This is a genomic window from uncultured Campylobacter sp. (assembly GCF_905372745.1).
GTDB lineage: Bacteria > Campylobacterota > Campylobacteria > Campylobacterales > Campylobacteraceae > Campylobacter_A.
Window position 1 is genome coordinate 1 of sequence record NZ_CAJPQR010000036.1, and the last position, 23,294, is coordinate 23,294.

Consider the following 23,294-nt stretch of genomic DNA (forward strand, 5'->3'; position numbering starts at 1 on the left):
CTTTTAAACTTATACGAATATAAAAATATTACGTCCGAACTATCAGGTACTAAAAGAGAGCATTTTAGTCCTAAAATATTTTAAAAAACTTAAGCAAAAATTTAAGTATAAATTTTAAAAGTTTGGCTCTTACGAATTTAAACTCGTAATAACTAATACTAAATTTACGCCTCTTAGGCTTGCGGTCCGCATCGACTAAATTTACGTTCGCCCAAGCCGCCCCAAAATGCACAGCCTAAGATAAATTCGCTATTTAATCGGTAAATTTGCGTGATTTTTATCTGTTTTTAGATAAAATCCGCCAAAAATTTAAAGGTAAATTTAATGCAAGAATATGACATCATCGTCGTCGGAGGCGGTCACGCGGGTATCGAAGCTAGCCTAGCTCCCGCAAGAATGGGCAAAAAAACGCTGCTAATCACCATCCTAGCCGAGCAAATCGGGGCGACTAGCTGTAATCCAGCAGTGGGCGGACTAGCCAAAGGCCATCTGGTAAAAGAACTCGACGCGCTGGGCGGGCAGATGGGGCTAACGACCGATGTCGTGGGCATACAGTTTCGCGTGCTAAACGAGAGCAAAGGCCCCGCCGTTCGCGGCAGCCGCGCTCAAATCGACATGGATAGATACCGCGTCTATATGCGAAATTTACTGCTAAATACGCCAAATCTCGACGTTACGCAAGAAATCGCGACGCAAATTTTAACGCAAAACGGGCAGATATCGGGCGTAAAAACCCACCTCGGCAACGAGTATAAAACTAGTAAGCTCATCATCACGACGGGCACTTTTTTAAACGGACTGATTCACGTCGGATTTAACAAGCTGCAAGCCGGCCGCGTGGGCGAGTTTAGCTCGGTAAATTTAAGCCAAAGCCTAAGAGATCACGGCTTTACGCTAGGACGGCTAAAAACGGGAACCTGCCCCCGCGTGGATGCTAAAAGCATAGATTTTAGCGCGCTTGAAGTCCAAGAGGGCGACGCAAATCCCGTCCCGTTTAGCTTCCGCACGCGGGACTTCGCGCCTACGCAGCTGCCCTGCTACATCGCCTACACCAACGAGACTACGCACGAGATTATCCGCTCGAATTTCGACAAAGCGCCTCTTTTTACGGGGCAGATAGAGGGCGTAGGCCCGCGCTACTGCCCGAGCATCGAGGATAAGATAAATAGATTCGGCGACCGCGACAGGCATCATCTTTTTATCGAGCCGCAGACGGCTAGCGCGACGGAGTACTATATCAACGGCTTTTCTACGAGCCTGCCTTACGACGTGCAAGTTAAAATGCTGCGCTCGGTAAAGGGCTTTGAAAACGCGCGCATCGTTCGCCACGGCTACGCGATCGAGTACGACTATGCGCCGCCAACGCAGCTAAAACACAGCCTGGAAACCAAGCTCGTCGGCGGGCTGTATTTCGCTGGCCAGATCAACGGTACCACGGGCTACGAAGAGGCCGCCGCGCAGGGACTGATGGCGGGCATAAACGCAGCTCTCGCGCTTGAGGGCAAAGAGCCGCTCGTACTGCGCCGCGACGAGGCGTATATCGGCGTTTTGATCGACGATCTAGTCACCAAAGGCACGAAAGAGCCCTACCGCATGTTTACCTCGCGCGCCGAGTACAGGCTACTGCTGCGCGAAGATAACGCCGTGCTGCGCCTTAGCGGCTATGGGCGGCAGCTTAGGCTAATAGACGCTAAAACATACAAGAGAGTAGAAGAAATCCGCGAAAATTTAGCGCGCGGGCTAGCGTATCTAAACCAGACCGTAATCACGCCCTCAAAGCAAAATTTAGCCCTTTTAGAAAGCCTAGACGAGGATATAATCAGCCAAAACGTAAGCCTGCAAAAAATCGTAGCGCGCAAGAGCTTCACGCGCGAAAAACTGCAAAATTTAGACGAAATTTTCGCCTGCATGGACGAGGCGAGCTTGGAGCAAATTTTAGTCGAAGCCAAATACCAGCACTACATCGCCGAGCAAAAAAGCCAAATAGAGCGCATGAAAGATATGCTGCAAGTGCGTATCCCAGAGGGCTTTAGCTTCCGCGGTATCAGCGGGCTAAGCAACGAAGTGGTAGAAAAGCTAGAAACCTTTAATCCTCCTACGCTTTTTGCCGCCAGCGAGATTAGCGGTATCACGCCTGCGGCGATAGATATTTTGCACATCTATATAAAGATGAACGCTAAGGAGCCGCGATAAGCCGCGATAAAATGCTATTTAATAAGAATGAGCATTAAATTTGGGGCTAAATTTAACGCTTCGCCTTTTTTGCGTTTTAATTTTACGAACCCGTCAAATTTAATCGTATCTGCTAATCTCTATCAAATTTCCGTCCGGGTCGCGCACGTAGATTGAGCTTATCGCTCCAAGCGCGCCTGTTCGAGGCACCACCCCCTGCTCTACGGCGATACCCGCAGCCTCCAGCTCCACCAAAACCGACTCAAGCGGCGTATCCGTAAGCAAGCAGATATCGGCCGTTCCGACGTTTGCGTTTAGGGCGTTTGGTAAAATTTCCTCGCCTTTTACGTGCAAATTTATCTTTTGCGAGCCGAAGGCCAGAGTCTTGCGTCCGTTTGCGAAATCAACCTCGCGCATACCCAGCACTCGCACGTAAAAATCAAGCGTCCGTTGTAAATCAGTAACCGTTAAAACGATATGATCGATCGAAGCGATACGCATAAATTCTCCTTTTAAATCAAATTTAACAAAACATTGCCCACTAAAAACGGCAAATTTGACGGCGCAAATTTAAAGCCGCTCGGAGTTAAATTTTGCGGCGCGGGTAAATCAAGCAGAATAAAACCAAATTTAAATTTAGCTGACCCGCGAAGCGTCAAATTTAATTGCCCAAGCCCGATTACTCCCGAATTTTATCCACAAAAGCCCCAAAAAGGCAAAATAGTAAATAATTTTTTAAAAAATAATTTAAATATCTAAACTATTTGCAGGAAAAATAAAATTTTAATTTTCATAAGAGTATAATGGCGAGTATTTTTTAAAAAACTGCTGAAAGGAAGGTAATGTCCGTAAAACAAGAAAGACGAGATTTTATCGGTTTGGCGTTCGGGGCGGTGGCCGCAGTCGGCGGCGCGGCGACCCTCGTAGCCGTCAAAAAGACCTGGGATCCGCTTCCTAGCGTTAAGGCGGCGGGATTTACGACCGTAGATCTCAGCCCGATGAAAGAGGGCGAGATGCGCCAAATAGAGTGGCGCAAAAAGCCGATATTTATCCTAAAAAAAGACGCTTCGATGGCGCCTAACGACAAGCGCGACGTCGTGGTAGACGGCGCTAGATATATGGTGGCGATCGGGCTTTGCACGCATCTTGGCTGCATCCCGGAGTGGAAACCGGGCAAGCAACTTTTCGTTTGCGCCTGTCACGGAGGCGAATTTAACGCAGACGGCGTAAATACCTTCGGCCCTCCTCCGCGCCCGCTAGACATACCGCCGTTTAAGATAGACGGTACGAAACTCGTTTTGGGCGAGACCAGTCCCGAATACGAAAAACTAACGGCTCAAGCGTAAGGAGGGGAAAATGCACATCAGAAAATCAACGGGCGTTTTAGACTGGCTGGATCAAAGGATCGCCCTAAACAAGCTAATGAAAGTCCTCGTCAGCGAATACTGGATACCGAAAAATATAAATTTCCTCTGGGCGATGGGCGTTATACTCACGACGCTTTTTGCGTTGCTTATTTTTACCGGATTTATGCTGGTTATGTACTATAAACCGGATATAAATTTAGCCTTTGACAGCGTAAATTTGACTATAATGAAAGAGGTCGAGTACGGATGGCTATGGCGCCATATCCACGCGGTTGCGGCTTCAGTCGTGTTTTTAATCATCTACATACACACCTTTACGGCGATTTACTACGGCTCTTATAAAAAAGGCCGCGAGATGATTTGGATTAGCGGCATGCTGCTTTTCATTTTGTTCTCCGCCGAGGCGTTTAGCGGATACATGCTACCTTGGGGGCAGATGAGCTACTGGGCGGCGATGGTTATTACGAATTTATTCGGCGGCATCCCGGTTATCGGCGACGCGGTAGTCGAGTGGATCAGAGGCGACTATGCCGTTAGCGATCCGACTTTGACGAGATTTTTCATGCTTCACGTCTGCTTGCTGCCGATCGTGCTTATAGCAGTCGTCGCGATACACTTTTACACGCTTCGCGTTCCGCACGTAAATAACGAAACGGGCGAAGAGATAGACTTTGAAGTAGAAGCCGAAAAATACCTAAGCGGCGATACGAAAAATGCGAAAGTAATTCCGTTTTGGCCGGGCTTTTTGGCAAAAGACTTCATGTATATCGGCTTTTTCATGATTTTCTTTTTCTATCTCGTGTGCTTTCATTTCGACTTTGCGATGGATCCGATAAATTTCGAGCCGGGCAACCCGCTAAAAACGCCTCCGCACATCTATCCGGAGTGGTACTTCTTATGGCAGTATGAAATTTTACGCGGATTTTTCTTCGATATTTTCGGATTTAAAGCCTACAATATCGGCCTTATCGCATTTGCGATCGCGGGCGTGGCGCTATTTTTCATGCCGCTTTACGACAGAAGCGACGTCGTGGCTCCGGCTCACGAGAGAAAGGGCTTTTTCGTATGGTTTTGGCTATTAATCGTCGATATGATTATCCTCACGATTTTTGGCAAATTGCCTGCCGACGGCGTAACGCTAGGCATCTCAAACGCTTGGATAGGCTTTTTCTCGACTATAGCGTTTTTTATCCTGCTTTTCGTAGTCTTGCCTATCATAACGACGCTTGAGAAAAAAGGAGCGATGAAATGAAAGAACTAAAAATTTTTATAATCGTAGTCGCGCTTACCGGCGTAGCGTACTGGGGCATAGAGCCCTATGCGCATAACGTCATGCATCCGCACGTAGCCGCAGCCGACTACGACCTGGGCGCAGAGGACGTAGCTCAGGCTAAATCCGTAGTAGAAGCCAGACAAAAAGCTCTCGAAGCCGCGCAAGCTCTGAACGACGAAAAGAAAATCGCCGGAGCGAAAAAAGATTTAGAAGAGGCAAAAAAATCTCTTAATGATTACACGGCGTTTTGGAAAGAAGTAAAAACTATAAATTTAGCCAAAGGAGACGCCGCTAAAGGCGCGGAAACTTTTGCTAACGCGGGCTGCTCGGGCTGTCACGGCGTAGAGGCCGCAGGTATGCCAAACGCTCTAAGCGCCGCCGAGCTTAGCGAAGCTCACGGCGTCGTACCGCCCGATCTTAGTACCGCAGGAGCGATATACGACGAGCATTTCCTAGCAGCTCTTATAAAAGACCCGACCAAGGCGCTAAAGCTAACGCATAAATTTAACGACGAAAAGCCTTATCCGATGCCGGCCTTTTTCGGAGCGGGCGGAGAAGATCCAAATGCCGAGATCGCCGATATAGTCGCGTATCTAAAGTCTATCGCGCCTAAAGAAGTCAGCGACGAACAAGTGTTTCGCGACGCGTGCCAGAGATGCCACGACATGAAATACGAAAATAAATACACGCTAACCAACCGCGTAAATTTAGCCGCGTATATGGGCTCAAACCCGCCTGATTTATCGATGATGATTCGCTCAAAGGGCGATGAATATCTGCATAAATTTATAAACGATACGCAAAAGATGCTGCCGGGCACTGCGATGCCTCGCGTGGGGCTAAGCAAGGCTAGCGAGGATCAGATCGTAGCCTACATACAAAAAGCCGGCGATGCTAAAAAGGCCGAACGCGAAAGCCTAGGCATAAATGCGATGATTTACTTCCTGATTTTTGGCATCTTCGGATGGCTTTGGAAACGCAAAGTTTGGTCTAAACTGCATTAAAATAGGAGCCCGCCTTTCGGGCTCTTTTTAAATTTATCGCTTCGATTCCTTCTTTTTAGTCTTTAAATTTGCTCCGTTTTTAATTCGCAAATAGTTTTTAATCTATTTATCGCTTGCCGCCTAACTCAAAGCCAAACTTAGCCGCACCGCTCGCCCAAATTTAAACGTTTTTTAGATTCGTCCGCTAAAATGCGTTAAATTTTAAAAGGAAAAAAGATGAACAGGGCAGAATTCCAAAAGCTAAATTCTAACGAAAAACAAGACGCGATGCTAAAAATATCCGCCGCATATCCGCAATTTAAATTTCTAAATTTAAGCAAATTCGCATGCGGCGAGCATAGCTTTGAGACGGGCATTTTTGATTTTGAGGGGAGCGAGTTCGTTTTTATCCCGGGGGACGAGCCCGAGCTTGGCTGGGATGATTTTGCCGTTTTAGATGAAATTTCGGCAAAAGAGATTAAAGAACGATGCGACTTTTGCCCCGAGGATCAAAGCCTGCGCGAATTCGTAGCAAAACAGACTTCGCCGCTTCGCCGCGCTAAAATCCCCGCTATGCTAGCCGAAAGAAAACCCGCCGAGCTTAGCTGGTACGAGGTAGATTTAAGCGACGAAAGGCTTAAAATTTACGCAAACGAGATAGAGGATTTTTCGCGCGGTAAAGACAAAGATATTTCTGAAATGACGGTTTGCGGCGCGATAAAGTTAGTTCGCGAAGACGGCAAAATTCGCGCGTTTTTGTTTGACGACGTCACGCACGAGGAGCTTGAGGCGAATTTACGCAAAAACGGATTTAGCCTACCAAGCCAGGACGAGTGGGAATATCTAGCCGGATGCGGGGCGCGCACGCTTTGGCGCTTCGGCGACAAGCCCGATCCCGACAAGGTAGCGTTACCGCACGTTAAGCAGCCCGAAAATCCGGAATTTTCGCTATTTGAGCCCAACTTATTCGGACTATTCATTGCCTTTGATCCTTACCCGGTCGAGCTTGTTAGCGCGCCGATATACTTTAAAGGCGGCGACGGCGGCAGCGCGTTTTGCGGCGGCGAGTCGCTGTTTGAGTGTCTGCTGCCCGTCTCGCCTTTTTACGCTATGAGCGAGGAGATGCGAAATGATTATTTGGAGTTTTTGGATGACGGCGATATCGATAACGCGATTTATAGGCGTATTTTTAGACTTTAAAAAAGCGCTTTAGCCGCTAAATTTAGCGCCGATTAAAGATATCTCGCCGCGCGTTTTAGCTCAAATTTAAGTCGCTACGCAAAGGCTTAAGTTAGCCTAGGTACCAAGAATATAAATTTAAACGCGTACGCTACGCCTGCTTTGCAAAACGCTTTTGCACCGATTTATGCCAACCGCGAGATTAAAATAGGCGCAAAACGATAAATTCGCCGCAAAAAGCCAAGCTTGCTTTCGTTTTTCATTGCTTAAATTCTCGTAGATTTATCCTTAGATGCTAAAATCAGCTACCGTTTTTTCATAAATTTTACCGAAAAGGAAAAATATGGTTAAATCTAAAATTTTCGCCGCTCTTGCAGCGCTTTGCTTTGGACTAAATTTAAGCGCTAGCGAGCTGGATGGCAGGTGGAGCATCGTCTCGGCAAATATAGACGGGCAGGAGGTGCAAACGGCGGGGCAAAAGTGCTTTGAAGATTCGTTCTTCGAGGTTAGCGGCCGCGAGGCAAAGCTAGGCCTTAGCTCCGTAGGCGAGGACGGCGCGTGCAAAAGCGGCGCGGCAAGCTACGCCTTTAAAAGCATAGGTGCTGGCAAATACGCGCTGGGTCCTATCGGCGAGTTTTGGCTAGAAAAAGACGCGCTAAAGATGAAGCAGTCCTTAGACGGCGGCAATTTTATCGTCTTTTCTTTCAAAAAAGACGCGGCCGCAAACAAAGCCGTGACAACGGCAACCGGCTCAAATTTGAGCGCGGACGAGCTAGAGGGCAGATGGGAGATCGACTCGGTCGCAGCACAGGGGCAGACGTTTAAAACGGCTGGCCAAAAGTGCTTTGAGGATTCGTTTTTCCAGATAGCAGGCGGCAAAGCAACGGTCAGTATCGTAGCGGCAAATCCGGACGGCACGTGCAAAATAGGCGAAGGAGAAAGCGGCTACAAAAGCCTTGGCGCAGGTAGGTACGCGCTAGATAACGATGCGGGTGAATTTAGGCTAAAAAACGGCTCGCTCGAATACGAACAAAGCGCGGGCGGCATCGTGTTTACCTTTAAAAAAAGCCGTGCGGCACAGGCTAGCTCAAATCGGGCGCAAGCCAAATCAAGCTCAAATTTAGAGCCCCAAAAAGACCCTAGCGTCAAGCATAGCGACGCGGGAGCGAACAAAAAAGGCACGGGCGTGTTTGTAGGCAAGTGGTTCTTTATAAACACCAATACCGACATATCCTTTTATCTGCGCGACGACGGCACTTACGCGAGCCGTTTAGGAAAGCCCGACTGGCGCACGCGCATCGACGGCACGTATAAAAAAGACGGCAAAAAAATCGTACGAACCGCCAACGACGGCGAGCAAAGCACATATAGCTGCGAGAATGCGGATTGCACGTTTTTGTTGAGCGACGGCGGATATCATCTCTTTAACGCTCAAATCTTAAATGAGGTGCCAAAGGGCAGCTACTCATTCACCTCCGTTGGCTCCATGTCCATTTACAACGCCTCGGGCGATTTGGACGTCGTTGGCGGAGGCGTGAGCGGGTACTATGACTTCGACGGCAAAGGACGATTTAAGGACGGCAGTTCGTCCTACTCCTCCGCCGCCATGAGCAATGTGGGCGGCGGCGGAACAAGATCTAGCAGTAGCGCGGGCTCATATACGCTAGATGCGGGCGAGCTCACGCTCAGATACGACGACGGACGGACGCAGCGACATAGCTTTTTTTACATCCCACCCACTAGCGAAGGCAAGGCAGGCGGAGCGGTCATCGACGGCGTGATATATTTTTTGGACGAATAACAAAACCCGAGCAAATTCGCCGCATTCGGTAAATTTGCGGACGGGTTCGCGCAAACCAAGCCTAAATTTATGAAAGGAAAAATATGGCTAAATTTAAATTTTTCGTAATCCTCGCGGCGCTTTGCCTCGGATTAAATTTAAGCGCTAGCGAGCTAGAGGGTAGATGGAGCATCGTCTCGGTTACGGCGCAGGGACAGACGTTTAAAGCGGCCGGACAAAAGTGCCTCAAAGACTCTTTTATCGAGGCTAGCGGCGATAGCGCGCGCCTAAGCCTAAGTAGCGCGGACGGTAAATCCTGCGAAAAAGCCGAACAAAACTTCGCTCTAAAAAGCCTAGGCGGCGGCAGATACTCGCTTGGCGGCGGCGAGCTGCGGCTAAATAACGGCTCGCTCGAGTACAAACAAGGCACGGACAGCGGCGAGATCGTATTTACCTTTAAAAAAGACGAGGTAAATTTAGCCGGCATCGTAAGCGGCGCCGTAAACCAAGCAAGCCTCGGCGGTTCAAATTTAAGCGAGATCGAGGGCAGATGGGAGCTAGTCTCGCTAAAGGCACAGGGGCAGAGCTTTAAAGTCGCAGGACAAAAGTGCTTCGGCGACTCGTTTTTTGAGATCGGCGGCGATGAAGCGACGGTAGGCATCGTGGGCGTAAACCCGGACGGTTCGTGCAACAATAGCGCGGGCAAAAGCGGCTACAAAAGTTTAGGAGGCGGCAAATACGCGCTTAGCGCTAAAGGACTGGGCGAGTTTTGGCTAAAAGACGGCATGCTCGAATATAAACAAGTCGCGGACGGGCAAGAGGTCTTATTTGTCTTTAAAAAAAGTGCAAATAGCGCGCAAGCAAAAGCAAGCAAATCAAGCTCAAATTTGGGCGAGTCCATAAAGCTAGCAAAAGATCCGAGCATCAAACACAGTAGCGCCGGGGCGAGCAAAAAAGGCTCGGGGGTATTTGGCGGTACGAAATTTAACATGCTTTTAAACACGAGCGAGGATTATTCCTTTTACCTACGCGACGACGGCACCTACGCTAGCCGCCTAGAAAAGTCCGACTGGCGCACGCGCATCGACGGCACGTATAAGGTCAAAGACGGCATCCTAACGATAACCAGCAACGACAACTACGATACGAGCTACTACTGCGAGAACGACGACTGCACCTTTTTGTGGAACTCGATCGGCACGGGGTATTATATGTTTCAGGCGCAAATTTCAAGCCAAATGCCAAAAGAGTGTTTCTCGTTTCGCAAGGCCAGCTCATCGTCCCTGCACGGCTGGTCGGGCGGCAGCGATACTGTGAGCGTAGGCGTGAGCGGATACTACTGCTTTGACGGCAAAGGGCGCTTTAGCTCGGGCGGATCGTCGTATACTATGGCAACCTCGGGTACCCCAGGCGGCAGCATAGACGGGGGCAGCTCAAAATCGCGCAGAGACGAGGGCTCATACACGCTCGATCAAGGCGAGCTAACGCTAAAATACGACGACGGCACGGTCGTTCGCCACAGCTTTTTCTACGCTCCGCCGCTGGGCAAGGACAATAAAACTATGGCGATCATCGACGGCGAGGTTTATCGGTAGCTTTGTTTTAGTCCGCCTTTTGCGCTTGGCGGACTGCTTTTTAGCTCGCCCTTTTACGTTTTAGCTTTTAGCGCATTTTGATCAAGGGCGCTTTTTGGAAACAAGAAAATTTACTCTGAGAATTACGCGCGGGCCTTTGCTTTTTAGCCTACTTCTTAACTAGCCAAATTCGTCTTTGGTTTTTGCTCGTGAGACAAGGACTTTTGTCTTAAGCTAGGAGTTGCTTTTATGGCTTTGGGCGAAATTTAAACTCGGGGCTTAATTTTTCATGCCGCCGCCGTTTTATCCGCTATATCGCTAAGCCGCTTAAACGGTATCTGCTTTTAGCTTGCCCAACCAAGACTTAAGATAATACGCCTTACTGCTATAAGCAAACGACCGAATAGGCAACACACAACCCCTCGCGCTCTAACCGCGTATTGCGCCTTAAGCTAAATTTAGCGAATACTCGGCGAGGCAAATATACTGCAACCGCCTAATCTAAAGCTGGAAATATTGTCGCATCCCTAAAAGTCGCAAATCCGACACATCGCTAATAAAGCGCGGTTAAACGGCTTTTCTATGAATGCAGGTGGTTTTGCTCGTATGCTACGCTTTGCATCCAACTCTTACTCTTGCGCAAACAGAGTCGTTATGCTTAGCTATTTACGCCGGTAACCGCACGAAGAGCGTTAGGATTATTTTGCTGCGATATAAGCTTTACAATAGTCTTGCGAAAAGAGCGTTTAAACCGAAAGCATTTAGACGCCAAAGAAGCTAGTATTTAAACCACGATATCATATAAAAACGGTATTTTAAAGATAAGCGCGTCGTATCTACGCCGGTTCTTCTGCAATCTTGCTAAAAGAGTATCTAGACCGACAGCTTTACGCCTGTATATTAAATGCTTCAATCCCCAAAAAGCCGTTAAACGAATTTAGCCAAATGTCTTACGACGATGGCGGCGATAATCTAGCCTAAAGCAAATTTGCTCGGCGGCTTGCACCTTCCGCACCTACGTATCTAGGCCAGCGTTCTAGCCAAAAGAGTATCCAAAACTTGCCGGCTGAAATATAAATTTAATGCTCTAGAACAGACGTAAGGCTACAGTAAAGAGATTTGATAAGATGGCCTAGCTAACTAGGGCCGCTAGAATTAGAGTATATCAGGCTTTTTATTTACGGATTTTTAAATGCGGCCTATTTATAGTCCTTGTTTTTGAGGATTTAGGATTGGGTTTTATATCGCGCGCCTTCTTTGGTTTTTCTTTGGTTGATTTTACCGTACTTTAGCTTTTTTGGTTTTTTGTTTTACGTTATCTTGAGTTGTTTGGCTTACCGATGAAGCAGCCTCGTCTTTGATTTGCTCGGTTTTTTTAGGTAAATTTTTTGGCTTTAGAGGTTTTATCGTTTATTTTGTCTTTAGCCTCGTTAATCTTTTTAGACGCCTTTTGCTTTGCAACAGGGGCATTTTTCTGCTAACCGATATACCTTTTTAGACTCTCGTAGGTCTTATAGCGGGCACCGTTTACGTTCTTGACATCTTTAGTGCTTGTAAATTTATTCGTTTTTCTATACTCTATGACGGCGTCTACCTTCGTTGGTTCGAATTCAATAATGGGATATACTTTCGTTGGACCAGTGTCGTTTAGGCTCATAAGCTTTCTTTAGTAGCGGTATTTAAATTTATAGAAGCAAATAGCATTGATGCGCATGCAAGTATGGATAATACGAATTTGTTAATTGATTTTCTTGTTTAGTTATTTTGATATCGTTTTTTATTATAGTGAAAAAGTGGCTTAACCAAGACGGTATTATCGACGCAATGACTCGCTAGCGGCAACTACCAAATCTGGAATTAAGACAAGCTCCCTATAAATCAATAATACAAATTTAAAGCATCAATGAGAGCTATGCAAGGTAGGACTTTAACAATATCCCCATATTCCAAAATCCTTGGAATAGTTAATTATTTTCCTTCTTCAAACGCACCGACGGCTAAAATTTTACTAATTCTAGCATTTAAAAGCTGATCTACTTTTAGCTTTTCTAGCTTTTCAAGCTCGGTTATAAAATAGCTTGCAAGAGCTTTAACGGCGGCTTCTTTATCTCGATGTGCACCGTTTACCGGCTCTTCTATAACATCGTCTATCAAATTTAAATTTTTTAGGTCGTCGGCAGTTATCTTTAGGGCTTTGGTGGCCTGCTCTTGCTTTAAAGGATCATTCCAAAGTATCGCTGCGCAACCCTCTGGAGAGATGACTGAAAAAACCGAATTTCGCATCATAGCTAGCTTGTCCGCTACGCCTATAGCTAGAGCCCCGCCGCTTCCGCCTTCGCCTATAACGACGGCTATCATCGGCGTTTTTAAATTTGCAAATTCAAATAAATTTCTAGCTATTGCCTCACTTTGACCGCGCTCTTCAGCGGCAACGCCCGGATACGCACCCGGAGTATCTATCAAAAATAGTATCGGAAGCCCAAATTTTTCAGCCATTTTAGCTATTCGTAAAGCTTTGCGGTAACCCTCGGGATGAGGCATGCCGAAATTTCTTTTTAGTTTATTTTTGGTTCCTCGACCCTTTTGCTCACCTATTACGACAACTTTCCTAGAGCCTATATAGCCGATAAAACAAACTATTGCCGCGTCGTCGCGATACGCTCTATCGCCGTGCAGCTCGTAGTAATCCCTCATCATGCCTTTGATGTAATCAATAGCATAAGGGCGATCCGGGTGTCTTGCTAAAGCAAGGCGCTGAAACTCGTTAAGGTTTTTGTAAGTTTTAGCAGTTTCTTTTTCTAGATTTTTATTTAGAATTTCTACCGCATGCTCATCGCCGCGAATTCTTGCATTTGCGATGTCGTCGTCTATTTGCTTGATACTTTGCTCAAAGTCTAGATAACTTGCCATTATATCTTCTTAAATACGATAGAGCCGTTTGTGCCGCCAAAACCGAAAGAGTTACTCATAACGGCATTTAGCTCGGCTTTTCTAGCTATATTTGGTACGTAGTCCAAGTCGCATTCTTCATCTCTAGTCTCGTAGTTTATGGTAGGAGGTATGAGGCCCTCTTGCATCGCCATTATAGATATAACCGCTTCTATCGCGCCGGCTGCGCCTAAACAGTGCCCGGTTTGCCCCTTGGTCGAGCTAACCGGCGGTACGCTATCTCCGAAAAGAGCCTTAAGGGCGGCCGTTTCATTTCTATCGTTCGTAGGAGTCGATGTGCCGTGTGCATTTATATAGTCGATTTTTAAATTTCCAGCCATTTTAAGGGCTTTTTTCATAGCAGATAACGGCCCTTCAAGCGAAGGCGAAGTAATATGATATGCATCGCCGCTCTCGCCAAACCCTACTATCTCGGCATAAATTTTAGCCCCTCTAGCCTTTGCGCTCTCATACTCTTCAAGTACGAGCGCGCCGGCTCCTTCACCCATGACGAAGCCGTCTCTGTCCTTATCGAACGGACGAGATGCGCGCTGTGGATCATCGTTTCTAGTAGAAAGAGCCTTCATAGCGGCAAATCCGCCTATTCCTACTCCGCAAACCGTAGACTCGGAGCCTACTACTAGCATTTTTTGCGTCTCGCCGATCATTATAGTCTTAGCCGCTTCGATTATGGCGTGAGTAGACGCCGCACATGCCGTTACGCTAGAGATATTGGGTCCTTTTAAGCCGTGTTCTATCGAAACTATACCGCCTAGCATATTTACTAGAGCAGAAGGTATAAAAAACGGAGAAATTCGTCTTGAACCTTTTTCGAGCAAGGTGTTGGAATTTTTTTCAATATTAGGCAAACCGCCTATGCCCGCAGCCGAACTAACGCCGAAATTCTCAGCGTCAAATTCGCCGAAATTCGCATCAGTCATGGCTTCTTTAGCTGCCTTTAGTCCAAGCTGGATAAATCTATCGACCTTTTTGACTTCCTTTGCGTCCAGTACCGTAAGCGGGTCAAAGTCCGTAATCTCGGCAGCGATCTGAACGGGAAAATCGCTCGCGTCAAAAGAGGTTATCTTTTTTACGCCGGTTTTACCTTCGCAGATAGCCTTAAACGAGCTATCTTTATCAAGTCCCAAAGCGTTAATCATCCCAATGCCGGTTACTACGACTCTTTTCAAGGTTACTCCTTGCAAAAACTTATTTATTTAGGTTCTCGATGTAGGTTACGACGTCGTTTATAGTGATTAGTTTCTCGGCGTCGCTATCAGGTATCTCTACTTCAAATTTCTCCTCAAGCGCCATAACCAGCTCAACTACGTCAAGCGAGTCTGCGCCCAAATCTTCGATAATCTTAGAATCAAGCTTTACCGCATCAGGAGCCACGCTTAGTTGCTCAACCACCACGTCTCTTACGTCATCAAATACTGCCATTTTCTTCTCCTAAAAATTAAAAATTTCGTGATTTTAGTATATTTTAGCTTAAAATTTCGCAAAAACGCAAAATTTACGCGCTTACATATATAGTCCGCCGTTGATCTTTAGCGTCTCGCCCGTGACGTAGCTGGCGTGATCGCTTAGCAAAAACGCCACGGCTTCGGCCACTTCGCTAGCGCTTCCGAATCGCTTTAGCGGGATGTTATCGCTGTAAGTTTTTTTGATTTCATCGCTTAGCTCGCTCGTCATATCCGTCTCGATAAAGCCCGGCGTAACGCAGTTAAAGCGGATATTTCTCGCTGCGCCCTCTTTGGCGAAGCTTTTGTTCATCGCGATCATTCCACCCTTGCTAGCAGCATAGTTTGCTTGCCCGGCATTACCCATCTCGCCCACGATCGAGGCTACGTTTACGACGGCGCCGAAGCGTTTTTTGCTCATTACTTTTAGCGCCTCGCGGCATCCGATAAAGGCCGAAGTTAAATTTGCGTTTATCACGCCGGTAAAATCCTCCGTCTTCATGCGAAGCGCGAGCTTGTCGTTTGTTATACCGGCGTTATTTACGAGGTAGCCCAGCTCGCCGTCGGCATCCGCGATCAAATTTATCGCTTTTATAAACTCATCCTCGTCCGTCGCGTCAAATTTAACCACCGCGGCCTGTCCGCCGTTTGCTACGATTTCAGCTTGCAGAGCATCGGCGATTTCAGGCTTTGAGCGGTAGTTTATCCAGACTTTTAGTCCCATTTGCGCCAGGGTTTTGGCTATCTGTGCGCCGATACCGCGGCTAGCTCCCGTGATTAGCACGTTTTTTCCGCTAAATTTCATTTTTTCTCCTTGATTTCAAATTTGACCCGCATTTTATCAGACGAAAGCTAAAAAGCCTTTTACTTAAAATTTATATAGTATTAAAACAGCGCCTCGTCCATCTCAGCCGGTTTTTCGATACCCATCAGCGCCAAAACGCTCGCGGCGATATTGTTTAGACCGCCAGCTTTTACAGCCTTTACGCCCTCACCCATCACGAAGCAAAATACGTCAAAAGTCGTGTGATTGGTTAGCAAATTACCCTGCGCATCCTTCATCTGCTCGCAGTTGCCGTGGTCGCTCGTGATGATTAGCGCGTAGTTTTTCTCTTTTGCTTTTGCCACGATGCGTCCCAGCGCCGCATCCACGGCCTCGACCGCCTTTACCGCCGCGTCAAATTCGCCCGTGTGCCCGACCATATCGCCGTTTGCGAAATTTACCACGATAAGATCCTGCCCGTCATCCATGCCTTTTAGCACTGCTTCGCACACGGCCTGCGCGCTCATTTCGGGCTTTTCGTCGTAGGTTTTGACCTTAGGGCTTGGCACCAGCACGCGCGTCTCGTTTTGGGCGAGCTCCTCGACGCCGCCGTTAAAGAAAAACGTCACGTGAGCGTATTTCTCGGTCTCGGCGGTGTGTAGCTGCGTTAAGCCCGCGTTTGCGACAACCTCGGCAAGGGTATTTTTTAACTTTTCGTTTTCAAATAGCACGGGAAAGGCGAAATTTGCGTCGTATTCGGTCATCGTGAGTAGATTTTTGACGACGAACGGGCGCGCGAATTCGCTAAAATCTTCATCGCCCAAAGCCGCCGCAATCTCGCGCACGCGGTCGTTTCTAAAGTTTATAAATATCATGCCGTCGTTTTCGCCGACACCCTCAAACCCGCCAAAGCTAGCCGGCACGATAAACTCGTCCGTCACCCCCGCTTCGTAGCTTTGCATGATGTATTCTAGCGGCGACACGGTTTGCCCGTTTTCCCCGCGCGTCATCGCATCGTAGGCCGTTTTTACGCGCTCCCAGCGCTTGTCGCGGTCCATCGCGTAAAATCTACCGCTAACGCTAGCTAGCTTAAAGCCCCCGCTTTGCGCCTTTTCTTGCAGCGATTTTATAAACGCCAGCCCGCTTTTTGGGCCTACGTCGCGACCGTCGGTTATCGCGTGAGCGCACACTTCGCAACCGTTTGCGACCGCAAGAGAGCACATCGCGTCAAAGTGGTTCATGTGCGAGTGTACGCCGCCGTCGCTGTAAAGCCCGACGACGTGGATGCGTTTGCAGGTTTTAAACAAATTTAAAAGCTTTTGGCTTTTAGCCAGTTCGCCGTTTTCAAAACCGAGCGAAATTTTTACCAAATTTTGATACAAAATCCGCCCGCTGCCGATGCACATGTGCCCGACCTCGCTGTTTCCCATCTGCCCGTCGGGTAGGCCCACTGCTAGGCCCGAGGTTTTTATGAGCGCGTTTGGGACGTTTTTAAACAGCCAGTCGTATGTGGGCTTTTTTGCCGCCGCAAATGCGTTAAATTCGCTACTTTCATTGTATCCGATACCGTCTGTTATCACCAAAATCGTTTTTTGCGCCATTTTTAAATTTTTGCCTTAAATTTAGATATTTTTTAACGGCATTATACTAAAATTAGCCTTTTTTAAAATAAAGGCTTTTATGTTTTACTATATTTATGAATTGTTAAATTTTAATATCTTTCAATACATTACCGTTCGTGCGGGCTTTTCGTTTTTCATCGCATTTTGTTTGACCGTTTGGGCGCTGCCTAAATTTATCGCGTGGGCAAAGGCCAAAAACGCCGCCCAGCCCATCTACGAGCTAGCTCCGCAAACGCACCAAAAAAAGGCCAAAACGCCGACGATGGGCGGCCTGGTTTTTATCGGAGCGGCACTTGCGGCGAGCGTGATCTGCGCGAGATTAGATAATGTTTTCGTCTTCGCCTCGCTTATCTGCCTTGCTGGCTTTACGGCGCTTGGGTTTAAAGACGACTACCGCAAAATTTCAGGCGGCAAAAACCACGACGGACTAAGCCCCAAAGCCAAGCTTGCCGCGCAAATTTTAATCGCTCTGGCTGTCTCGACGATGCTATATTTTAACGGCGAGTTGGGCAGCAAATTTTACTTACCGTTTTACAAATTTCCCGTGCTTGATCTTGGCATTTTTGCAGTGGCCTTTTGGACTCTCGTCATCGTCGCAGCATCAAACGCGGTAAATTTAACCGACGGGCTAGACGGGCTAGCTACGGTGCCTGCGGTGTTTTCGCTGCTGACTTTGGGCGTATTCGCCTACATCTGCGGACACGCGGTCTTTAGTTCGTATTTACTTCTACCCAAGATCGCGGGCGTGGGCGAGACTGTCGTAGTGGCTGCCGCCCTGATCGGCTCTCTGATGGGATTTTTGTGGTTTAACTGCCATCCGGCCGAGGTTTTTATGGGCGACAGCGGGAGCCTCAGCGTAGGCGCATATATCGGACTCATAGGCGTGATGACGAAAAACGAGATCCTGCTCATCATCATCGGCTTCGTCTTTGTCATGGAGACTTTGAGCGTGATTTTGCAGGTCGGAAGCTTTAAAATTTTTAAAAAGAGAATTTTTCTCATGGCGCCGATACACCATCATTTTGAGATAAAAGGCTGGGTAGAAAATAAGATCATCGTGAGATTTTGGCTCATCGCCGTTTTGGCAAATTTGATCGCGCTGACCGCGTTAAAAATCAGGTAAATTTAACAAGGAGAATTTAATGAGAGCGCAGATAGAGCCCGACTTTGAAACCGCGCGCAAAAGATACGACGAAATTTTAAAGAAAATTTTAGCCTACGCCGACTACTGCGACGCGCACGGCGACGAGAGCGGCGAGAAATACCGCGAGCTGGAAAACGAGCTGCACGCGATCACGGGCAAAGATATGAGTAAATTTGACCTGTGGGAGTGGTGGGAGGCCGACGGGGCTGAAAATTTAGCTTTTGACGTCGCGCTTCCGGAGCCTCGCCTCGTGCCAGACATCACAAAGGACGAGCTGCGCGAGATCATAGAGCGCATGACGAGTTTCGAGCCGCAAGAGAGCGAAGACGAGTTTTTGGACGAGTTTTACGATCGTCCGAATTTCGCTTGCGAAGGCGGATATTTTACCGAGTTTTTAAAGCTAAATTTTAAAGATACTTATGATTTTAAACTTTTTACCAGACACAAACGAAACGGCGTAATGATCGAGCTGAACGCAGAGGAAATAACGCAAATTTTATGGGGCAAAAGGGCGTAAAAAGGAGCAAAAATGAGAAAATCGCTATTTGGCTACGGCGGCACGACGCGCGCGATCGCGAAAAACTTCGGCAAAGAGGGCGGCTGGGACATCTACGACGATCAATTTAGCGAGATATCAAGCGACGAATGGGGTAATGCCCTACTACCGCCAAACCTTTTCGTGCCCGAAAAAAGCGGCTTAGAGATACCTAGCCCCGGCTTCCCGCCCAGCCACGAGCTGGTTAAAAAAGCGCAAAATCTCATCAGCGAGTACGACTATTTTTATAAAATTTACGGCGCCAAAATGCCGTTTACCGTCTGGATCAGCGGCACGAACGGCAAAACAACGACGACGAAGATGACGCAGCACCTGCTGGCGCGCTACGGCTCGGCAATGGGCGGCAACGTCGGGGTTCCGCTCGCAGACCTGGACCCAAACGCCAAAATTTGGGTGCTTGAAACCAGCTCCTTTACGATGCACTACACGAACATTGCCGTGCCCGGCATCTACGCGCTTTTGCCTATCACGCCAGATCACCTCAGCTGGCACGGCGACTTTGCGCAGTATGAGCGCGCCAAGCTAAAACCGCTAGCGACGATGGGCGAAAATGCGGTCGCGATCCTGCCTAAAATTTACGCCGAGACGCCGACTAAAGCAAAGGTGATAAGCTACGAAAACGAGGCGGATTTGGCCCGGTTTTGCGGGGTAAATTTAAACGATATCGCCTTTAAAACGCCGTTTTTAACGGACGCTCTTTTAGCGCTTGCTATCCAGAAAATTTTGCTTGACAGGTGCGACGTAGAGCTTTTAAACGGCTTTGTCATCGAAGGCAACAAGCTAGAGGAGTTTCGGGACGCGCGCGGACGCACGTGGGTCAACGACACGAAGGCGACCAACATCGACGCGAGCATCCAAGCCGTAAAGCGATATGAGGGCAAATTTTTGCATTTGATTTTAGGCGGCGACGATAAGGGTGTAGATATGCGGCCGCTTTTTGAAGTCTTGCTCGGTGCTAAAGCGCAAATTTACGCTATCGGCTCAAATACGGACAAACTGATGACGCTTGCGGGCGAGTTTAAAATCCCGGCCGTAAAATGCGAATTTTTAAACGTCGCAGTCGGCGAGATAGATAAACGTTTTAAATTTGACGGAGCCGCTAAAACTGGCGCAAATAGCGAAAATTTGGACGAGATAGCGCTTTTAAGTCCTGCGGCGGCAAGCCTCGATCAGTTTAGCAGCTACGCGGAGCGCGGGGATGAATTTAAAAAAGCGATCTTAAATTTGCAAATTTAACGCAACGCGTGCGCTTTAAAGTCGCTAAATTTGAGCGACTGCCTTTTAAAATAAATTTTGTATTTTAAAAATGCGCCGAATTTTGCGTCTTTAACCGAAATTTAAGTATCAAATAGCTAAAATCACATTTCTTTATTTACAACGTGGTTGGATAGCTCAGTCGGTAGAGCAGCAGACTGAAAATCTGCGTGTCGGCAGTTCGATTCTGCCTCTAACCACCATTCTATTTATTTAATCCCCTATGATACAATCCCAATAACACCGAAAGAAGCCCTAAAATACGGCATTTCTAAGCTATTTATAATCCAATAAGCTACAATGAAATATAGTGCAATCCAAAGATTTTTGGAACACTTACGGAACATTGAGAGCATTTTTATGAGCCAAAAAATCCCCCAATGTTCCAAAATGTGCCGTTTTTTAAAAATACTAAATGTTCCAAAACGCTTTTAAATATGGTATTTTAGGGGCTAAAATGGCAATAGATATTTTAAAAGATACACAAATACGCAAAGCAATCAAGAAAGAAAAAGACTACTCATTGACCGACGGCGGGGGCTTAGCGATACTTATCACCTCTAAAGGCGTGAAAAGGTGGGTATTTTATTACATAGACCCGGTAAGCGGTAAAAAATGTAGCGCAGGCTTTGGGCTTTATCCGGATATTACCCTGGCAAGAGCAAGAGAGCTAAGAGCGGAATACAAAAGCCTAATATCGCAAGGCATAAGCCCGAAAGAGCACAAAAAGCAGGTAAGAGAGCAAAGACAAAGCGACCATAAGCAGACGTTTAGCAAAGTATTTAACGAGTGGCTGGAGCTTGAAAAAATGCGAGTGCTGCCAAAAACCCTACAAACCAAAGCAAACCGTATAAATAATCATATTACGCCTCTTATAGGGGATAGAGCTATCAAAAGCATAAATCACGGCGAGATAGCGCAAATATTAGAGCAGATAGGCAAGGATACGCCTCAAACGGCGCAAATACTGCACCAGCTATTAAATAACATATTTCATTACGCCACCACAAAAGGCTACACGCCTTTTAATATCATCTCGAATATCCAGGCAAAGGCGATCATCATAAATAAAGAGGCAGAGCATTACGGCAAGCTTACCGAGATAGAGGACTTAAAAGCGTTTATTAATAAAATTTACGATTATCCGTTTTTTCTTAGCACGCGCAATATTTTAAAATTCGCCCTGCATATTCCTTTGAGGGTCGCACCGCTTACGCTTTTAAAGTGGGAATACGTGGATTTTGACAAGAAGCTTTTAATAATACCAAGAGAGCTACAAAAGAATAAGAATAAATCGCTAGGGCTTTTATCTTGCCTCTAAGCGATGAGGTTATTAGTATCCTAAGAGAGTAGGAGCGAGAATTTAAAGCCTACCCGTATATTTTTATGAATACGAGCTACAAAAACCCGATCCACAAAGATACACCTACAAAAACCATTAAAGAGTTTGAATTTTACGATAGAGATACCGGGCGGATAATAACGGCTCATAGCTTTAGAGGAATATTTAAAATAGCCGTTTACAACTACCGAGAGCAACACAACACCAGCACGGAAGCAATCAACAAGGCATTAGACCACCTGCACGGCGACAGGGTGGAGTTATCATACAGCGAAAAAGCGACCTTTTTAAACGAGCTTAGGGGCTTTTTGAGTGGTTGAGCGGATTTATACTAAATTTGAGAGATGAGGAGCGATAACGATGGCAAGATTAAGCGAAACGACCGATGACAGCAAAAAACTAACAAAGACACAACGCGAGAAAATGGCACAAGGGGAGGCGGTTATCGAAGCGATAGGGGATTTTTTACAAAAAGATAAATTTTTCCCAGTATTAGATAATTACAAAAGTATCGCAGGAGATATTTTAAAATTACTTGACGACATTAAAAACCAAGAAGCAGACCCGGACGCTAAATTTGATTTTGATAGCTTTGCGCCATATTATGTGTTTTTTGCTTATGATAGGGCTAAAGATAAAGCGATGAAAATTATCTGCGATTTTATTCAGGATTGCGCCTTAAAAAAGCGGCAGGCAAAACCTACCGAAGTAATAAGATATGAAGCCTACTTAAAAGCTCTTAGTTTGCTAGATATGGCTTTTGACATAGATATAAGCGACTTAAAGAGAGAGTATTTTACTTTTGACGAAACGAGAGAGCCACCGCTATACGGTGCACAGCTCCATTTATGCGAAATGAGAGATTACGCAGACGCCTATTTTGGCGACTTTAAAAAGACGATTGACGCTTACAAACAAGGAACGAAAATAATTAATATCAAAGAAAAATTTAGAGACAGAATATTAGAACTAGCAGAAATTTATCAAATTCTCTTTAACAACAAAGAAGCCGATGATAATATTTTAGCTGGCAAAACAATTAAATACTTTGGGCTAAAAGAGAATGAGACATAAGCGCGAGGAATTTTTCCCAGGACAATAAAATCCCTATTTTTAGGGGTCTTGCTTAATTTTTACGTACTCATTTTCTTAATAATTTCACTCTAAAATCTCAAAAACCGCTAACACTTCGTGAAAAATTTCCCTAGCTTTAACTTGCCTATTCGTGCAACAATACCCTCATCAAGCTTGAATAAAAACAAATAAAGGTCAATACAATGCAACAAACTACACACGAAAGAAAAAAGCTAAGAGCTTATGAGGTGGCAAAGATTTACGGGGTAAGCCAAAGCACAATCTGGAATTACACTAAAAAAGGATACCTAAAGCCTGTAAAGGTGGGCGAGAGAGTAACCCTATTTGACGCTTTAGAGTGCGATCAATTCTTTAACGGCAAGAATGCGGAGCAAGACAATGAGACAGGCACGCACGAATAAACAAATCCTAATAAGGATAATGCTGGACCGGGGCGAGGTAACAGCCTCAGACGTGGCTCATATAAGCAACTCTAATCAATACTTCGTAGAACTCGAGAAGCTAGGCATAAGCGATAGCAGACCACACAAAAGAGCCAACGGCACTAATTGCAAGATGAGGTTTATCAAAGATTGCAAAAAGGCGCAGGCGTATTTAAACGCCTACAAGGTAGCCGAAGCGATAGCCGAGTATGTCGATGAGGTGCAAGATGTCAAAATATGAGGAGCTAAAACCTTATCTAAACCGCGACACCGTAGCAAGCATAATCATAAATTGCGGTTACAGCATAGACAGGGCTTACAAATTATTTAATTATTATGCCAAAGAGTGCGAAAAGCTAGAGGAGAGAATAAAGCTA

The 23,294-nt window shown here is 46.5% G+C and carries 21 protein-coding genes and 1 tRNA gene; 16 read left to right on the forward strand and 6 right to left on the reverse strand.

Annotated elements, in window-relative coordinates:
- Positions 1 to 324: 324 nt before the first annotated feature.
- Positions 325 to 2,193, forward strand: a complete 1,869-nt coding sequence (gene mnmG, locus QZ157_RS08950; RefSeq protein WP_295144618.1) for a tRNA uridine-5-carboxymethylaminomethyl(34) synthesis enzyme MnmG — start codon at positions 325 to 327, stop codon at positions 2,191 to 2,193.
- 99 nt (positions 2,194 to 2,292) lie between these two features.
- On the opposite strand, the gene QZ157_RS08955 is transcribed toward mnmG, so the two are convergent.
- Positions 2,293 to 2,673, reverse strand: coding sequence for a VOC family protein (locus QZ157_RS08955; protein ID WP_295144621.1), 381 nt, complete (start codon positions 2,671 to 2,673; stop codon positions 2,293 to 2,295).
- A gap of 341 nt (positions 2,674 to 3,014) precedes the next feature.
- Between QZ157_RS08955 and QZ157_RS08960 the strand changes: the two genes are divergently transcribed.
- The 6 genes from QZ157_RS08960 (at position 3,015) to QZ157_RS08985 (ending at position 10,349) form a co-directional block, all read left to right on the forward strand.
- Positions 3,015 to 3,518: a Rieske 2Fe-2S domain-containing protein gene (locus tag QZ157_RS08960; protein ID WP_295144623.1), complete on the forward strand. Its 504-nt coding sequence runs from the start codon at positions 3,015 to 3,017 to the stop codon at positions 3,516 to 3,518.
- A gap of 10 nt (positions 3,519 to 3,528) precedes the next feature.
- On the forward strand, positions 3,529 to 4,791 hold the full coding sequence (locus tag QZ157_RS08965; protein ID WP_295144626.1) for a cytochrome bc complex cytochrome b subunit: 1,263 nt from the start codon (positions 3,529 to 3,531) through the stop codon (positions 4,789 to 4,791).
- A complete protein-coding gene (locus QZ157_RS08970; protein WP_295144628.1) occupies positions 4,788 to 5,816 on the forward strand; it encodes a c-type cytochrome in 1,029 nt (342 codons plus the stop codon). Before QZ157_RS08965 ends, QZ157_RS08970 begins: the two co-directional genes overlap by 4 nt.
- Positions 5,817 to 6,032: 216 nt before the next feature.
- The gene (locus QZ157_RS08975) at positions 6,033 to 6,995 is read left to right on the forward strand and encodes a hypothetical protein (RefSeq protein WP_295144631.1); all 963 of its coding nucleotides are present in this window, start codon (positions 6,033 to 6,035) and stop codon (positions 6,993 to 6,995) included.
- A gap of 322 nt (positions 6,996 to 7,317) precedes the next feature.
- Entirely contained in the window at positions 7,318 to 8,775 is a 1,458-nt protein-coding gene (locus QZ157_RS08980) for a hypothetical protein (protein ID WP_295144634.1), read from the forward strand.
- Between the two features lie 83 nt (positions 8,776 to 8,858).
- Positions 8,859 to 10,349, forward strand: a complete 1,491-nt coding sequence (locus QZ157_RS08985; RefSeq protein ID WP_295144637.1) for a hypothetical protein — start codon at positions 8,859 to 8,861, stop codon at positions 10,347 to 10,349.
- A 1,947-nt stretch (positions 10,350 to 12,296) separates the two neighbouring features.
- Here the strand turns inward: QZ157_RS08985 and accA are convergent.
- The 5 genes from accA to gpmI form a co-directional block, all read right to left on the reverse strand.
- Positions 12,297 to 13,238, reverse strand: a complete 942-nt coding sequence (gene accA / locus QZ157_RS08990; RefSeq protein ID WP_295144640.1) for an acetyl-CoA carboxylase carboxyl transferase subunit alpha — start codon at positions 13,236 to 13,238, stop codon at positions 12,297 to 12,299.
- Positions 13,238 to 14,446, reverse strand: coding sequence for a beta-ketoacyl-ACP synthase II (locus QZ157_RS08995; protein ID WP_295144643.1), 1,209 nt, complete (start codon positions 14,444 to 14,446; stop codon positions 13,238 to 13,240). The genes accA and QZ157_RS08995 overlap by 1 nt, the downstream gene beginning before the upstream one ends.
- A gap of 19 nt (positions 14,447 to 14,465) precedes the next feature.
- Complete coding sequence (gene acpP, locus QZ157_RS09000) at positions 14,466 to 14,699, reverse strand: acyl carrier protein (RefSeq protein WP_295144645.1); 234 nt, start codon at positions 14,697 to 14,699, stop codon at positions 14,466 to 14,468.
- Positions 14,700 to 14,780: 81 nt separating this feature from the next.
- A complete protein-coding gene (gene fabG / locus QZ157_RS09005) occupies positions 14,781 to 15,524 on the reverse strand; it encodes a 3-oxoacyl-ACP reductase FabG (RefSeq protein WP_295144648.1) in 744 nt (247 codons plus the stop codon).
- Between the two features lie 80 nt (positions 15,525 to 15,604).
- Positions 15,605 to 17,083 (reverse strand): 2,3-bisphosphoglycerate-independent phosphoglycerate mutase, encoded by a 1,479-nt coding sequence (gpmI, locus tag QZ157_RS09010; RefSeq protein ID WP_295144651.1) that lies wholly within the window; start codon positions 17,081 to 17,083, stop codon positions 15,605 to 15,607.
- A gap of 79 nt (positions 17,084 to 17,162) precedes the next feature.
- Here gpmI and mraY point away from each other — a divergent pair, with 79 nt between their 5' ends.
- The 9 genes from mraY (at position 17,163) to QZ157_RS09055 (ending at position 23,158) form a co-directional block, all read left to right on the forward strand.
- Positions 17,163 to 18,227, forward strand: a complete 1,065-nt coding sequence (gene mraY / locus QZ157_RS09015; protein WP_295144654.1) for a phospho-N-acetylmuramoyl-pentapeptide-transferase — start codon at positions 17,163 to 17,165, stop codon at positions 18,225 to 18,227.
- A gap of 19 nt (positions 18,228 to 18,246) precedes the next feature.
- On the forward strand, positions 18,247 to 18,765 hold the full coding sequence (locus tag QZ157_RS09020) for a hypothetical protein (protein WP_295144656.1): 519 nt from the start codon (positions 18,247 to 18,249) through the stop codon (positions 18,763 to 18,765).
- Between the two features lie 12 nt (positions 18,766 to 18,777).
- Positions 18,778 to 20,040, forward strand: coding sequence for a UDP-N-acetylmuramoyl-L-alanine--D-glutamate ligase (gene murD, locus QZ157_RS09025; protein ID WP_295144659.1), 1,263 nt, complete (start codon positions 18,778 to 18,780; stop codon positions 20,038 to 20,040).
- Between the two features lie 145 nt (positions 20,041 to 20,185).
- Positions 20,186 to 20,261 (forward strand) — tRNA-Phe (locus tag QZ157_RS09030).
- Positions 20,262 to 20,515: 254 nt separating this feature from the next.
- Positions 20,516 to 21,379 (forward strand): integrase arm-type DNA-binding domain-containing protein, encoded by an 864-nt coding sequence (locus QZ157_RS09035; RefSeq protein ID WP_295144661.1) that lies wholly within the window; start codon positions 20,516 to 20,518, stop codon positions 21,377 to 21,379.
- 65 nt (positions 21,380 to 21,444) lie between these two features.
- Positions 21,445 to 21,720, forward strand: a complete 276-nt coding sequence (locus QZ157_RS09040) for a hypothetical protein (protein WP_295144663.1) — start codon at positions 21,445 to 21,447, stop codon at positions 21,718 to 21,720.
- Between the two features lie 40 nt (positions 21,721 to 21,760).
- Positions 21,761 to 22,474: a hypothetical protein gene (locus QZ157_RS09045; protein ID WP_295144666.1), complete on the forward strand. Its 714-nt coding sequence runs from the start codon at positions 21,761 to 21,763 to the stop codon at positions 22,472 to 22,474.
- Positions 22,475 to 22,677: 203 nt separating this feature from the next.
- The gene (locus QZ157_RS09050) at positions 22,678 to 22,896 is read left to right on the forward strand and encodes a helix-turn-helix domain-containing protein (protein WP_295144669.1); all 219 of its coding nucleotides are present in this window, start codon (positions 22,678 to 22,680) and stop codon (positions 22,894 to 22,896) included.
- Positions 22,874 to 23,158 (forward strand): hypothetical protein, encoded by a 285-nt coding sequence (locus QZ157_RS09055; RefSeq protein WP_295144671.1) that lies wholly within the window; start codon positions 22,874 to 22,876, stop codon positions 23,156 to 23,158. The genes QZ157_RS09050 and QZ157_RS09055 overlap by 23 nt, the downstream gene beginning before the upstream one ends.
- Positions 23,159 to 23,294 lie beyond the last annotated feature (136 nt).